The sequence below is a fragment of the Brucella haematophila genome (genome assembly GCF_005938105.1).
GTDB lineage: Bacteria > Pseudomonadota > Alphaproteobacteria > Rhizobiales > Rhizobiaceae > Brucella > Brucella haematophila.
Genome location: NZ_VCPE01000014.1, coordinates 21,454 through 36,926 on the forward strand (window position 1 = coordinate 21,454; position 15,473 = coordinate 36,926).

The window sequence follows — 15,473 nt, forward strand, 5'->3', positions numbered from 1 at the left end:
GATTATGTCGCTGACACACAGAGGAATTGATGTACCTTAACTCCAAATCGCTCATGCCCTCTAATCATATTCGAATCTCAGCATGGCTTGAGCACGCACCATTTGCGTTTTGGCTTATGGACGTTCTGAAGCCGAGGACAGTCGTTGAGCTAGGTACTCATAACGGCTTCTCTTTTCTTTCAATGTGCCAAGCGGCAAAATCAGCAGAATTGAACACAACAATATATGCCGTCGACACCTGGCAAGGTGATGAACATGCCGGATTTTACGCTTCTGACGTCTATGACGCACTTGAAGCAGAACTGCGCACTCAATATCCCGGCATTGGGGTTTTGATACGTTCAACGTTTAGCGAAGCCCGATCTCAATTTGCAGACGGTTCTGTTGATCTATTGCATATTGACGGGCGACACAGATACGAAGACGTCGTCGAAGATTTCCAAAACTGGAAAAGTGTACTTTCTGATCGAAGCGTCGTGCTTTTTCACGACACGCGCGTCCAGCATACAGATTTCGGCGTTTGGAAGTTCTGGAAGGAACTTGAATCACAATACCCGACTTTCGAATTCCACCACGGCAATGGTCTTGGGGTCCTCATGTGGGGGAAGAATGCGCCTCAAACTCTGTCAAAACTGCACAATGCCAGCTTCAAGGAAATGCAACTCGCACGTGAGACTTACGCGCGTCTCGGATACTTAAATTCTGTTCTTTATCAATTCGGCGTAGTCAATTCTCACAATCATTCCGTTCTTCGAGAATGCGGCCTGACAGCTAGTGACATGGAAAAATTCCATACAAACACACTTGAACTCGGTCGTATTATCAAAGACAAATATGAAGCAGAGAAAGCAGCAATTTCTGAACATTGGAAGAATCAGCAATTAAATGTCACCCAACATTATGAGCATAAAATCTCTGAAATAGAGAATAAGATCGAGCGCAAGAATTTTGAGACCGCGCAAGTTCTTGATGAACTCACCGCAGAACAAGAAAAAAACAGGGCCATCTTGAATTCAAAGAGTTGGCGCATGACCAAACCTTATCGATATCTCGGTCGACAAGGACGCCGTGCCGCGCACGTCACAAAAGCAATGCCTAGTATTATTCGTCGTGCTGGCGGTTTGAAAGCACTCAGTTATAAAGCATATGAGACGCTTAGGGACGAAGGTATTTCCGGCCTCAAACGTCGGTGGATTCGCGCCAATACTCCTGGAGACCAAATACAGGTTTCCATGGACGGTCAGATCGTGGATAGAAATAACTATTTTGAATGGGTGCGTCTTTATAGCTCCGTCGACGAAACAACCCGAAAGAAGATTCGCAACAACATTGATCGGATGCAGGCAAAGCCAAAAATTTCGATCATAATGCCCGTTTACAATCCCAATCTGGATTGGCTCAGCGAAGCCGTCGAATCAGTAAGAAGCCAGCTTTATGACAATTGGGAACTCTGTATTGCGGACGACTGTTCTCCCAACCCAGAAGTAAAGAAGGAACTGGAAGCACTTCAGAAACGTGATCGACGCATAAGCGTGGTCTTCCGTCCAGAAAATGGGCATATTTCGGCTGCCTCAAACAGCGCGATTGAACTTGCCACCGGCGAATGGCTGGCGCTGATGGATCAGGACGATCTTCTACCAGAAGATGCTCTGTATCACGTCGCCGACGCGATCACGGAGCACCCCGAAGCGAGGCTAATCTATTCCGATGAGGACAAGATCGATGAAATGGGTAGGCGTTTTGATCCCTATTTCAAATCCGATTGGAACCCAGACCTTTTCCTATCGCATAATATGATCAGTCATCTTGGCGTGTATCAAAGGGATCTAGTGCACCAGTTGGGCGGGTTTCGTCAGGGTTTCGAGGGATCTCAGGACTATGATCTGGCCATGCGCGTGATAGAAAAGCTAAACGACGACCAGATTCTTCATATTCCGAGGATACTTTATCATTGGCGCAGTCACGCAGAGAGCACCGCGCAGGCGGGCAGTAATAAGAATTATGCTCTCCTCGCCGGCGAAAAGACACTAAACGATCATTTCCAGCGTACCAACACGGAAGCCAAAGCTGAACTGCTGGATTTCGGCATGTATCGGGTGCATTACGCGTTGCCTAAAAATCCGCCTTTAGTCAGTCTGATTGTCCCGACGAGAAACGCCCTTTCGCTAGTCAAGCAGTGTATCGACAGTATTCTAGAGAAAACGACTTACCCCAACTATGAGGTTATTATCGTCGATAACAATTCCGACGATCCAGAGACCCTGGCCTATTTCGAAACCTTCAAAGAACATAAGCGCGTCAGGGTTTTGCGGGACGAACGGCCATTCAATTATTCGGCCTTGAATAACAATGCAGTTGAACACGCCAAGGGTGAGTATATCGGCCTCATCAATAATGATATTGAGGTGATATCGCCGGAATGGCTTTCCGAAATGATGAGTATCGCGTTGCAGCCGAGGGTCGGCGCGGTAGGGGCCCGCCTCTGGTATCCGAACGACACGTTACAGCATGGCGGGGTCATCGTTGGCTTAGGAGGTGTCGCTGGACATTCTCAAAAAGGACTTGATCGGCAATCGCGCGGTTATTTCGGCCGCGCTCAACTGATACAGACTCTCAGCGCCGTCACTGCAGCCTGTCTCATCGTTAGCAAGAACACCTACAACGAGGTCGGCGGATTGAACGACACTCACCTTACCGTTGCCTTCAACGATGTGGATTTCTGCCTGAAAGTCCGCGCTGCCGGCTATCGCAATATTTGGACGCCCTATGCGGAATTGTACCATCATGAATCGGCAACGCGCGGATTGGAGACAACTCCAGAGAAGAAGCAGCGTTTTCTTGGTGAAGTCCGCTATATGGAGCAGACTTGGGCTACAAATCGCTGGAACGATCCAGCATACAGCCCCAATTTGGCTATTGACCGTGATGATTTCTCGTTAGCCTGGCCACCCCGGCTTCGAGCACTTTGAGATGCGCAAGTTTGGCTAAGTCGGGTTGTTTCTCAAAATCCGGTTGTTAAGTCATGACCTCCACCAGAAGTGGAGATTTAGGGCGCTACGCATGAACCACTAAAAGTGGTTTTGTTATGTGTTAGTAAGCGCCCTTAAAAAGGTCGGCTTGATCTGAATCCTTGCCGGCCTTTTCCTGATTGCGGATATAGCGTCTAACGACCTGTTCATCGTAACCGGTGGTCGAAACGAAGTACCCTCGCGCCCAAAAGTGATAACCGCGATATTTGCGCTTCTTTGCATATTCATTAGCAACGTAAAGCGCCGTCTTGCCCTTCAAAAACCCGACAATGTGCGCCACCGAATATTTCGGTGGGATCGATATCAGTATATGTACATGGTCCGGCATCAGATGTCCTTCTTCTATTCGGCACCCTTTTTGCAAGCTCAATCGAATAAACAAAGCCCATAGCTCCAGGTGAAGGCCGCCATAAAGCCGCTTCGTGCGGTATTTGCTGCCAAAAGCCACATGATATTGGCAGACCCAAGTCGGATTTGTAGTACTGTATTTTCTAATACTGACTCGTTTGTGACTTCCGCTTTGATGGGTTTCGTGATTCACCATTCAAAACAGGAGGATTTGGATCGGACGGGCAGTAGCATTGCGATCTGACTTCTGCGACGCTGATCTATGACGGAGAAAGTCGCAGCGAAGCGGCCCGTTTCGTTGATGTCGGTCTACATATTGTCCGGGACTGGCATTACGTTTCAACGCCTACGGCGTCGATGGCTTGGTCAATGCAAAGCCCTAGGCCGCAAACCCCTCCTCAATGAAGAGCAACACCGTGCTCTGGCTGTTCTGATTGATAGCGACCCGCAGTTTGAAGTGGATGGAACCGGGCGCTGGCGTCTATGCGATTTGATGCGCTGGATTGCGGTTGATTTTGGCATTACGGCCAGCCGTCAGACGGTTGCGCGCGAACAGTTCATGATGGGCTATCGCAAACTATCCGCCCGTCCCAGGCATAATACGCAGGATAACGAAGCCATCGCCGTTTCTAAAAATGACTTTCTGCCACACTATCGGAAATTCGTGAGAGTCAGGCCAGAGGCAAACAGATCGAACCTGGTTTCAGGACGAAGCTCGCGTTGGACAGAAGACGAAAATGACCCGGCGATAGGCAAGGCGGGGAACAAGACCATCAGCACCACAGGATCCGAGGACGCGATCTGTCTATATATTCTGTGCAATCTCCCCAAATGGGGCAAGGGAGCAGCACTTGTGATGCCGTGGCGCGATACCCATGCGATGAATGAGCATCTTGAAGAAATATCGCGCCATGTCGGGCGCAACACTCACGCCGTTCTTATCCTCGATCAAGCGGGATGGCATTTGACGGACAAACTGGTCCTTCCCGACAATATCACCCTGATACCGATCTCCTCCAAAGCGCCCGAACTCAATCCAATGGAGAATATCTGGCAGTTCATGCGCGACAATTGGCTGTCAAACCAGATATTCCAAACTACGAGGACATCGTTGATCATTGCTGCAAGGCATGGTGCAAGCTAATCGCCGATCCATGAACAATCATTTCAATCGGACTGCGCGATTGGGCGCATCGGTTCTGATCAATGAGCGTTGGTACAAGATGGTTAACATCCATTATAATCTCCGTTTCGATCACTTCGAGATCCAAGCCGGAGGTTTCTTTTATACAGCGTTAAACTCTTCCAATCCTCCGCCAGAGGCGAAGGTCTTCTTCGAATAAAAAATGCTGGCGCTTTTGGCTGAGCGCGCCTGCAACAAGCAAACCACATTAGCCAGTCGTTCTTAAATTGACAATTTTACAGGAGTTAGTGCGCTCGGTTGAAATAACCCTGAGCTCCACATTGCGGCGCTGAGAAGAGTTCATATTTACGGGTAAGATCATCCCCTTAAAACCTGCCTCTGCACCTACAGCCGCAGTAATATCAGGACGATCCTCCAGCGGCTTGGTAAAGCCCAGCAAATTGCCTTGTTCGTCGAAAGCCAACACCCAAACTGGTGTGTTTTTTTGCCTGTCGGCTATCCAGCCGACAAGTTGCAGCTGACCTGACGATGTTTGCATGATACTTTCAATTGCATAGTTCTGGCAGATACGGTCGTCGCCCAGATTTTGGACACTCAATAATTCGGTTGTCGTTGGAGTATGGATCCCGCTGTTTCGGGCAAAAATATTGAGGTTGTTTTGACGCAACCATCCCAGCTCCGCACTCACGGCCTTCGCATCCGGGTATAGCTTTAGAAGCTGTTCATCTGAGTCCACTTGAGACAAGGCAAAATATGCGGCGCGCGTTTGCGCTTCGGAAAAGTTGGCCGCATTTTTCTCGCTCAGCGTCGATGCCCCTACAATTGCTACCATGACAATCAATATAGCGATCGAAGCGAAATTTTTATCGCCCTTCCGAACAAGAATTTCGCGTAGCCAGATACAGAACCAAGTCATAATCAAAAGAAGCATGGGAGTACTATAGCGCGATGCCAACGCAGCACCATCACCCAGGGGGCTTCTAGTCCAAGCTGTGGCAAGTGCTGCCGCAAAAAAGAAACTTGCGAGGGCTAGGAGTGCAGCAACACCTCGATCAATACTCCGGTGCTTAAACCAAGGCACCGCGATCAGTTGAATGAATGTGAAACCATAGAGCAGAAATATGCCGATCCCAACTTTGTAAGCAGCGTCAAGGCTTCGAGTAAGGGCACCACCAATCATTGTGAAAAAGAAAAAAAGTACATTCAGTGGCGTTCTCTGGCTCAGGCCTCCAATCGGCAAAGTGTGGCGAGTCAAATATAAATCTATACAAACAAGAAGCACCGAGATCGCCACATATCCTGCGAGCATCGGCCAATGACGCCATCTAACAAAAATCAGGAATAGAACAATAGATATGGGCAATGCGATACCATTTCCCATCGAGAAGATACATAGGAACGTGAAGACACATAAAGCAACAAACCAGAACAATTGTCTGGAGCTGATCCGACTCTCAACCAGTTTCAATGCAGCGAAAACACCCCAAACTGCCGTCAAGCTAACAAGATAGAACTGTGGCTGGAAACCCCATAAGAGATTCTCATACTGAGCAAGCGAAACACTGGAAGCAAAAAGCACAAAAACGAGGGCAAAATAGAGGATGCCTTTAACTCTTCCCGTAAACACCACAAGAGGGATAGAACTAGCTATGACGAATGCGAGGAAAAAAATAAGTGAGACTAGAGGTCCGTTTGTCAATTTAAAAAATAGATAATCCAAGATAAAGAAAATTTTAGTCGTCGCAATAATATGCTCGTTATGCGCGAGGAATAAATAGTTAATTGAAAATATATTACTTCCTTTGATATCCTTAATAAACTCCCATTGATCCCAATAAATTGGAGCAATATAATATTTATATACAAACATTGCCGATCTTATTATAAAATAAGAACATAGCCCAAAGATAGAAAATATAGATGCTTTTCTTGCAAGATTGCGAATAAACAAGTTTTCGTCCTTATTTAGAAATCGTAAAAGCATCGCCCCCTTTGGGGCTTAGACTCCTACTCACACGCACTGCCTTTTTTGCGCACAAGATATACTTTACCCTGCAAATGCATATCTGACCCACATTACACCAAGACTCCAAATCTGCACCAAAGCGATCGCATTGATCTACCCAAACGGAGACATTCCCGTACTCGGCGCTGCGGCTGACCTATCAATCTGCTCACCAACGAAAAAAAACACTAGGGTCCCGGCACCGCCATTGCCCAATAGCTCCAATCCCATGCGCAGTCGTCGATGCAAGATGTTTCCAAGGAAATTTCTTCGGTACCGGTCGGCAATTCGACCCTCGCATGCTGCTCCAGGCGGTCGGCTTCGTTTTCCACGGGCCTCAGGCAGCGCTCGAAGAATTTTGAAGACGCGGTTTGCACACTGAAACAAACACCGTTCGTTTTGCCTCCATCCAGCCACGCTCCTTCCCGTATACCGAAGCGTATATCGAGACTGCGTGCACCGCTCACAGGTAGATTCAAAATCGTCGGAGCATGGGCCAGCAACCCCTCTGGCACCTTTATGACCGTTGGATCGTGTATTGAATTGCTCTCCAGGAGAAGACCCAGGTTTTTCTCTTGTTCGATGTATGAATCAGCAAGATTACCTCTATAGTTATCTCGGAGACCCTTGTTGTCCAGAATGGAAAATTGGACATCTATGTCCGACCGATAGGCAAGCACTCCACCAAAGCCCGCGCGTACCTTTAAACTCTTTGCTTTTTGCAATGCGCCGACTTCCAAATGCCCCGTGGATACCAACAGATAATCGGATGGCGTCTTTACCAGCGGAGATACCATGAGACCTTCACTCACCATTCCCGGAATGATGCGGTAAGTTTCTACGGAACCGTTTGTATATGAGACGACGAGTTCCGTTAGCGGAGAGCGGTAGAGCATGTCCAGCAACTTTCCAAAACCCGTAGGCTTCATCTTAATAGAAGCCACGATTGGTTCGGCTGTATCGGGCAGACGCACTTCCTCGTTCAAGCGTGCGTGAATTGGCTCGCCACGGGTTTCGATGTTGCCCAGCGGAAGAGCACGCTTCTGTAAGACGAGATAGTCCTTCTCAATAAGATAAGGTTGATACTTCGAAAAGAACAATGGCCACAAAGCCCCTTCGGCTGAGGCAGGATGACGCCGATCAATAGACCCCGGCGCCATGAACAAAAAGTCTGGCGCTTGATCGCTTTGGAAAAAAGAACGATTCCGGGCAATCAAAGAAGGCGAATAGGTTGTATATTCTTGCAGCGTAGGGCGCGGTCGATAGTCTAATCCGTTGGCGATAATCGAAGATTGATCGTTCAGGATCGTATCCACCGAACCGGACAAGTGCGGCAAAGGCCGCTGTTCCTTGATTGAAGCCAAAGATGCCGCATTTTCTTCAACCAGCCTATTCTTCCAGTTCGACGGTGACAGCACAAAGCTTGTTAGTTCCGATGCTTCCCGCGTTAACGTGTCAGGCAGTTGGACAACAGAACTGAAAGGAACAGTTCGGTAAACTTTGTATAGGGCCAAGTGCCCTGGAATCAGGCACGCAAAGGCAAGGACAGCCAAAAGCCAACGGCTTCTTTGCTTCCAAGGCTGGGCTGTAATAACAGCCAAAATTCCCATGATCAAAGCAGTCCAAGCGATCAGCATATGAAGATCATGACGAACAAAACCCGCCTTGAACGCCACGAACAAATAGCCCGATACAACCAGAACTTGTGCAACAAGACTGTAACGGTTTTCCGTATTCCAGTTACGCGAAATTTCGTAAACGAGAACGCCCACAAACAGGCTCGCGACAGCTAGCCAGACAAAGGGATCTGGCAGCTGTATTGGTAGACTCATCGCCGACGAGTATCCGCTTGAAACCTCCAGGCTACTCGCGATGAAACTTGGCAACTGTTCCAGAGGTTGACCCGCCGCCACAAACACCAGGATCAAACCGCCAGAAAAAATAATAAGATGCAACGGCACCCTGCGGCGCCATAGAGCCAAAATGTCCAAAACAAGCATCGCAAGTATAGCGATTGGAAATACCGAGAACTTTGCTAATACGATTATTCCAGATAGAAATGCTCCGAAGCCGCCTACTAAATTTTTGCTCTTTTCCTCGCCCCAAATGCCATACAGCGCTGCAAAAAGCGGCACAATCATCAGCATTACGTCCGACGTCATAAACAAAGATAAGCTTAGAATTATGAGGACTGCAAGACCAAAAAGAATACTACTTACACGTGTTAGGAAAATCGAGAAACACAAGCTAATATAAAAAGCTACCAATAACGATGCGGCAGCCAATATATATGCATTACTCACTTCAAACTGTCGATTATATTAACCCGACAGAGGGCCTCCGGTAAAAACAATATCCTTACCAAAAAGAAGCCTTTTCTCTGCTCCATAAGCCAGAGCCGATTGCCACGACGCATCCAACCCCGGCAGAACGGGGTGGAAATATAAAGGCTGAAACTTAACGATAATTATGATCGACGTGAGTATAAAGAACAAAATAAAACGAGTGTAAGTTGAACCCATCGCGCGCCCCTAACTCGCAAAAGTGAAATACTTATGCATGAAATAACTTGTCGCGATCGGGCTGAGAACACCGATCACATGCGCGGTCGTTTCTGCATAATAGCTATAGCCCAGCGCCGGAAACGCGTATTTCGCCAACAACATGCTGACAGCCCATACCTGGACGAGCGCAACAGCGTTGACCAGTCCAAAGCGGAGATATTCTTGCCCTACACTCCGGCCGGAAGCGTCAAACACGAACAGCTTCATCAGAATATAAGCCGTCGTCATTCCCAGCAGATAGGCAATGACGATTGCTGTCGAGAAGTTGGTCACTTCCGACAGCAATACACGCGAGCCGATATTGACCGCCGCTGCGATGCCACCCGACAACGCGAAACGAACAAAGGGGCGTTCGAGAAGAGACTTGGCAACAGCGATCATTTGCTGACAGTTTCCGCCATCATACGCCCATATCGAACACTTTCAGCGATACCGCGGTCTTCCGGATAATAATAGCACGTGTCTGCGATTTGCAGCCCGTCAATCGGCGTCTGAATCGGAGGCAGCTTGTCGAGGAAGTTCGGCTCACAAACGGGCTGGGCATAACGCAAACGCCCAACGCTCGCATCAATCAGGTCATCGCGGCTGATATTGGGATTGATCTTGCGAATATAGGAGAACGCTTCCTCAATGAACTGCTCGTCGCTCCACTGCCATTTCGGCTGCGTTGTCGGCATGTAATAGGGAACGTAGATGATGTGATCATCGACAGGGCGCAGGTTTGAGAACTCGATCAGTCCCGGAATTTCGATCTTCTCATCAATGATGTTGAGCCAGAAGTTCTTGCTGACACTTTTCTTCAGTTTGAAGAGCAAGCATACGACGCCAATGTTGCGGATGGCATCATATTGTTCTTTCGATGCTGTCGGCAAATCAGGAACAAGCGATGAGATAAATGGCGTTGGGACAGTCGAAATGACCGCGTCGGCAGGGAAGACACGCCCGCCTGCGACCACGCCGGTGACCTTACCGTCTTTGGTTTCCACAAGCTCGGCAGGCGTCGAAAGATGCAAGCGCCCGCCTTTTTTCACGTAAGCGTCGACAAGCGCGTCAACGAGCGTTTGCGTGCCGCCATCAATATAACCCAGCTCTTCCTGGAAAATCGAACGTCGCGAATTGCCGACACGACGCACGCGTGTCGCAATCCACGAAGCCGACATCTCGTCGGCAAGCTCATAGAATTTGAGCTCCATCAAACGCTTCCACAGCGTGTTGTAGACTTCCTTGCCGGAACCCTGCTCCAGCCACTGACGCGCTGTTTTGTGTTCGATGGATTTGAAGTTCTTGGCCTTCGTGGTCAGGAACATCTGCAAGCCGGTACGAAACTTCGAGACGAGGCTGAGATAAGGGAACTTCAGCAACGAAATCGGATCGCCCCACGGATGGATACGGTCCTTGATGTAATAGCCCATAGTGGTTGCGCGCCATTTCATCTTGTCGCCGATACCAAGCTCGTGCATCAGGCTGAACGTCGGATCGTCCGACTTACAGACGAAATGATAGAAGCGCTCAATCGACAGCCCGCCAAAGTCAAAATGGGCAGCCATGCCACCCGGCACGCTGTCACTTTCGATGAGATCCACCTCATGCCCTAGCTGAACCGCGCGGTGCGCAGCCGCAAGCCCCATCGCTCCAGCACCGATGATAACAATCCGGCTCATTTCGCTACCTCAGAAATCCAGAACAATCGTATTATAAGTCTTGTCGAGGTAAGTTTCCTCAACAGCTTGCTTCAAAGGCGTGGCTGCAATCGCAAATTCCTTCGGCCAATCGATCACCGGAAAAGTTTCCGGTATGACCAGCGCCTCGAGCTGGCTGGTGGTGAAAGGCGGGTTTTTGCTGAACTTTCCGTAGACGAATAGCAACCACCAGAAAAGCGTATAAGGGATATGGACAATCCGAGCCTTCGGCTTGACCGTATTGTGGATCAGCTTGATCAGATCGCCGTAATTAATCTGCTCCAGACCCGAAATATCGAAAGTACCGGTCTTCCGCGTATTCAACGCCGAAATAATGATGGCCGAGAAGTCACCGACGTAAAGCGGCTGGCGAATAAACGCACCGTTTCCCGGAATCGGAAACACCGCCGTCCGATCCATAAACCGGCGCAGCCAGCCAAGATGCTTGCGATCAAACCAGCCGAACATAAGCGTTGGCCGCAGAATGACATGCGGAATGTCTGTAACCTTATCGATGAAATGTTCCTGGGTGGTTTTAGACCGCGTGTAGAAATCATCGGCCTGCGAGTTAACGACTGACGACGAGATATGCACGAAATAAGGTGTCTTGTGCCGCCGCATCGCATCGACGATCCGTTCGGTCGCTGTAACATTGTTATCGACAAATTCTTTCTCAACCAGACCGCCGATCTGCGCCTGATTGAGAACAACTGCATCCGCACCTGCAAACGCGTCCTGCCAGGCACCTGCCTGCGCCAGATCTGCCTCAATCACCTCGACTTCAGGATGAAGGCGGCGCAGCAAATCCGTATTGGTTGGATGTTTGTCGATACCAACTATTTTCAACCCCGGTACGGATTTCAGACGTGCGATCAAATTCTGACCAACAAGCCCGGCAGCGCCGGTAATAACAATCTTTTGCATCAGATATCCATACGATTGAAAATTGCGCTCGGCAGATTGCGAATGACCAGCATAATCAACCGCCAGAAGCCCGGCGCATACGCAATGGGCCCACCGCGTTTGGACCGATTATAGGCAATGAGAGCGATTTGTTCCGGCTTTGCCCAAAGCAGACCTTTCCGGTCCATACCCTCGGTCATGGGGGTAACGGTCGGACCGGGCTTGATAAGCACCGCGCGCGGCCCCTTATCGGCAAAGCGATGCGCAATGCCTTCGACCAACGCGGCCAACCCGGCCTTGGCCGCACCGTAAATATAGTTTGCACGCCGGCCGCGATCTCCTGCAACGGAGCCGATTACCACCAATGTGCCCCGGCCCTGTCGCTCGAACACATCTGCTGCGGCAAGAGTCCAGGCAGCAGCCGAATTGAAATTGACGCGCAAAATCTCTTCGGCAGCCACCAGATCGCGTTCCGCCTTGCCTTGATCGCCGAGAATGCCATAAGCGAGCAATATCTGGTCGACTCCCCCGATCTGCTCGACAAAGCCACCGAATTGCGCTTGCGCATCCTGTGGAGCAGCGAGATCAGCGATCGCAGTCTCAACACGCTCCGCACCCCGGATTTTCAGATCGGCGGCAATCTGGTCAAGCCGAACCTGATCTCTCCCCACGAGAAGGATAACTGCGCCATCCTTTGCGTGAAGGCGTGCCGTTGCAATCGCAATAGCCGACGTGGCTCCAAGAACGATAAGGCGCAAGACCTTCCCCTTTTCAAATCGGCTCTTTCCAAACGGAATATCAGAACCGCCCTAATCATCTAACGAACGCAATACCGCACGCGACACCTCGTGACGCGTTTGCAGGCAATGCTCTATTTCACGACACGTGCCCAAAAATGGGAGCTGAAGCGCGGATCGACATGTTCGGCAAAAGCTTCCCATTCGGGATACCCGCTTTGAAACATCTTCGCCGACATGCGCCCATCCTTGGCCGGATAAAGCCTTCCACCAGCCTCTAGCACAATCGCGTCAAGCTTTTCCATGAGCCGGAGCGTTTTATCGCCGCGGTTCGGGAAATCCAGTGCAAGCGTTGTTCCTTCGCGCGGAAAGGACAACAATCCAGGTGACGGTTTGCGTCCGAACGTCTTCAACACGGCCAGAAACGACCCTTGTCCACTCGACGATATTGCATTCAGCATCTCGCGCGTCGCGTCCAGCTGGCCAGCCGGCGGGACAACCGATTGATACTGATACATGCCGCCGCGCCCGTACATCCGGTTCCAGTTGCCAATAGCATCGAGAGGATAAAAGAACGGATGCGCTGGAATGGTTGCCTTGCCACTCTTTCGCTTGCCGTTCCAGAAATAAAGAGCGTTGAACGCCCGTATCGAATAGCGGTTCATCGCAAATGCGGGCAGATTGACCGGCATTGTAAACCGCGTATTGCCGCGATTCAGAAGTCGCGACCCTGTGCGCGCGTGATTGCCCCGCGTGAAAATTCCGCGTCCAAGGGCATCGCCTTTCGAGAGGCAGTCGATCCATGATACCGTATAATCATAGCCCGCCTCGCTTTCAGCAGAGAGCGAGAAGAATTCGTCCAGATTGCCGAAAGGAATATTCTCCGCATCCATCAAAGCGCTGCCGACCGGAATGACTTCCAGTTCAACCCAGGTGATGATGCCTGTCAGTCCCAGTCCGCCAATTGTTGCCGCAAACAGGCCAGTATTGTCATTGGGCGCCAGCTCGATTTCACGGCCATCGGAACGAAGCAATCCCAACCGGCGCACCCAGCAGCCAATCGTCCCATGCGTGTGATGGTTCTTGCCATGCACATCGTTTGCCACAGCGCCGCCGAGCGTAACGAAGCGCGTACCGGGTGTAACAGGCAGGAAGAAGCCTTGCCTGACGATAATATTCAGAATGGCATCGAAGGAAACGCCAGCCTCGGCGCGCAACAGACGCGTCCCGGGGTCAAATTCAATCACCCTGTCCAGCCCGGAAATGTCGATCAGGCTTCCGTCTGGATTGAGGCCGCTATCGCCGTAGGAACGGCGCAATCCACAGGCAAGCAAACTACTGCTCGGCCCCTGTGCGCTCACGACCAGACCAGGCAGTTGGTCACGCCATGCTGGCGAAGCGACCAGATGCTCGCGCAATATGGTGCCGCCCCAGGAACGAATATCACTGCGGGGAACGAAACCGCTCATAGCGCAACAACGAAGAGCAGCGCAATGACGACGCCCAGGCCGATGCTCGTCCGGTCGCGTATGGCAAAGCTGACCGGATCGTCGTTCATCTTACCGCGATGCGACAAAAGCCAGATGCGTCCGAGCCAGATGGAGAGGACGAGAGGGATAAGCGCCAATGGTTGCGGGTGCGAATAGCTTTTGCTTGGCAGAAGTTCCTGCAAAATGAAAATCATCATCACGACAAGCGAAGCAATCGCGGTGCTGAGCCCCATAGCCAGTGTGAGGGGGGCATCTTCAACCTCATAACCCCGGCTTTTCAAGCTCGTCTCGCCCATCAGCGAAGCGCGCACGATTTCCGTGTGCCTTTTGGCTGAAGCGAGCGAAAAGAAGAAGAACACTGCGAAAGTGAGCAACCATTCCGGATGAGGATCAGCGAGCAAAGCCACGCCCATGACCAGGCGCAGCGTGAACAGTACGCCGATGATCAGCATATCCAGCAGTGGAATCCGCTTGAGACCAAGCGAATATGCGCCGGTGATCACCAGATAAGCGAGCAACGCCAATCCAAAACGGGGCGCTATCGTAAAGGCGACCGCAAAACCTCCAACAAGCAATCCGACCGCCAACAGGAACGCCGACCTGATGGCCAGCCTTCCGCTGGCAATGGCCCGATTGCGCTTCGTCCAATGATGGCGATCGGCATGAACATCGGCGATGTCATTCAACAGATAGGTTGCCGAGGTCACCGCGAGCAGACATGCGAAAGCGAAAATAGCGTGCAGCCATAAACCGGCATTTGTCCACTCATGTGCGAGAATGAGCGGCACAAACATCAGAACATTCTTTGACCAGTGATGAACGCGAATGGCCTTCAGAAATGCCTTAAGATTGAGCTTGGGATTGTCAAAACTTGCAATGACAGGCTTTTCCAGCGCCTTCGCGCGCGCTGTCACTGCCGGCTTTGTACCGGCCAGAACAATACCGCTCGATTCCTTCCAGACATTCAGGTCAGCGGCATGATCGCCGACATAGATAAATCCGTCGGGGAATTGCCTTTTTAGATAATCGGCTTTGGCTGGCCCCTTCAGATTGGCTTGGGCCGACCCAATGGCCGAACTGAAAATCCCAAGGTGCTCCGCAACGCTATCCACCACGGACTGATCTGCAGCCGAACACAGATGCAGTTCGTGCCCGTCTTTTGCCTGTTTATGCAACCACTCAACCAGATCCTCACGGATCGGGAATACTGCATCGGACAGATTTACTTTCGAAGCGATGGCCGCTTTGAGCGAATGGCGGCCTTTCGCAAGCTGCGGCAGACACTGAATAAAAGCCAAAGGACGTTTGAAAAACAGCATCGCTGCCGTTTCATAGAGCGTGTCAGAAAGAACTAACGTCTGATCGAGGTCAACAACGATCGGCAGCCGCACATCACTACTATTGTCGCTGATATCTGCCTGCTGCTGGACCGGCACATAAACCATATCGAATCCATATCTCGATTTCGGCTGGCGCTTTTGCGCCGTGAGCTACTATTCAAGGACAGGCACGTACTATGGAATGACCAGCCGTGACAACCATCTTCGCTAGATTAACATCAACATTGTACCAGA

At 50.5% G+C, this 15,473-nt stretch carries 11 protein-coding genes; 2 read left to right on the top strand and 9 right to left on the bottom strand.

What is annotated here, in order from left to right; all coding sequences use genetic code 11:
* The first annotated feature begins 29 nt into the window (after positions 1 to 29).
* Entirely contained in the window at positions 30 to 2,969 is a 2,940-nt protein-coding gene (locus FGI60_RS19055) for a glycosyltransferase (protein ID WP_138786523.1), read from the top strand.
* 121 nt (positions 2,970 to 3,090) lie between these two features.
* Here the strand turns inward: FGI60_RS19055 and tnpA are convergent, their stop codons facing one another.
* The gene (gene tnpA, locus FGI60_RS19060; protein ID WP_374843816.1) at positions 3,091 to 3,573 is read right to left on the bottom strand and encodes an IS200/IS605 family transposase; all 483 of its coding nucleotides are present in this window, start codon (positions 3,571 to 3,573) and stop codon (positions 3,091 to 3,093) included.
* A 66-nt stretch (positions 3,574 to 3,639) separates the two neighbouring features.
* Between tnpA and FGI60_RS19065 the strand changes: the two genes are divergently transcribed.
* Positions 3,640 to 4,521, top strand: coding sequence for an IS630 family transposase (locus FGI60_RS19065; RefSeq protein WP_138786524.1), 882 nt, complete (start codon positions 3,640 to 3,642; stop codon positions 4,519 to 4,521).
* 247 nt (positions 4,522 to 4,768) lie between these two features.
* On the opposite strand, the gene FGI60_RS19070 is transcribed toward FGI60_RS19065, so the two are convergent.
* The 8 genes from FGI60_RS19070 to FGI60_RS19105 all read right to left on the bottom strand — a co-directional run bounded on the left by FGI60_RS19070 (position 4,769) and on the right by FGI60_RS19105 (position 15,344).
* Positions 4,769 to 6,472 (bottom strand): hypothetical protein, encoded by a 1,704-nt coding sequence (locus tag FGI60_RS19070; RefSeq protein WP_210238451.1) that lies wholly within the window; start codon positions 6,470 to 6,472, stop codon positions 4,769 to 4,771.
* Positions 6,473 to 6,714: 242 nt separating this feature from the next.
* Positions 6,715 to 8,667, bottom strand: coding sequence for a hypothetical protein (locus FGI60_RS19075; RefSeq protein WP_210238452.1), 1,953 nt, complete (start codon positions 8,665 to 8,667; stop codon positions 6,715 to 6,717).
* 390 nt (positions 8,668 to 9,057) lie between these two features.
* Positions 9,058 to 9,471, bottom strand: a complete 414-nt coding sequence (locus tag FGI60_RS19080; RefSeq protein WP_138786527.1) for a GtrA family protein — start codon at positions 9,469 to 9,471, stop codon at positions 9,058 to 9,060.
* Positions 9,468 to 10,751: an NAD(P)/FAD-dependent oxidoreductase gene (locus FGI60_RS19085; protein WP_138786528.1), complete on the bottom strand. Its 1,284-nt coding sequence runs from the start codon at positions 10,749 to 10,751 to the stop codon at positions 9,468 to 9,470. The genes FGI60_RS19080 and FGI60_RS19085 overlap by 4 nt, the downstream gene beginning before the upstream one ends.
* 9 nt (positions 10,752 to 10,760) lie before the next feature.
* Positions 10,761 to 11,693, bottom strand: coding sequence for an NAD-dependent epimerase/dehydratase family protein (locus FGI60_RS19090; RefSeq protein WP_138786529.1), 933 nt, complete (start codon positions 11,691 to 11,693; stop codon positions 10,761 to 10,763).
* Positions 11,693 to 12,430, bottom strand: coding sequence for an SDR family NAD(P)-dependent oxidoreductase (locus FGI60_RS19095; protein WP_171058810.1), 738 nt, complete (start codon positions 12,428 to 12,430; stop codon positions 11,693 to 11,695). Before FGI60_RS19095 ends, FGI60_RS19090 begins: the two co-directional genes overlap by 1 nt.
* Positions 12,431 to 12,543: 113 nt before the next feature.
* On the bottom strand, positions 12,544 to 13,878 hold the full coding sequence (locus tag FGI60_RS19100) for an FAD-binding oxidoreductase (protein ID WP_171058811.1): 1,335 nt from the start codon (positions 13,876 to 13,878) through the stop codon (positions 12,544 to 12,546).
* On the bottom strand, positions 13,875 to 15,344 hold the full coding sequence (locus FGI60_RS19105) for a UbiA family prenyltransferase (protein ID WP_138786530.1): 1,470 nt from the start codon (positions 15,342 to 15,344) through the stop codon (positions 13,875 to 13,877). Before FGI60_RS19105 ends, FGI60_RS19100 begins: the two co-directional genes overlap by 4 nt.
* Between the last annotated feature and the right edge of the window lie 129 nt (positions 15,345 to 15,473).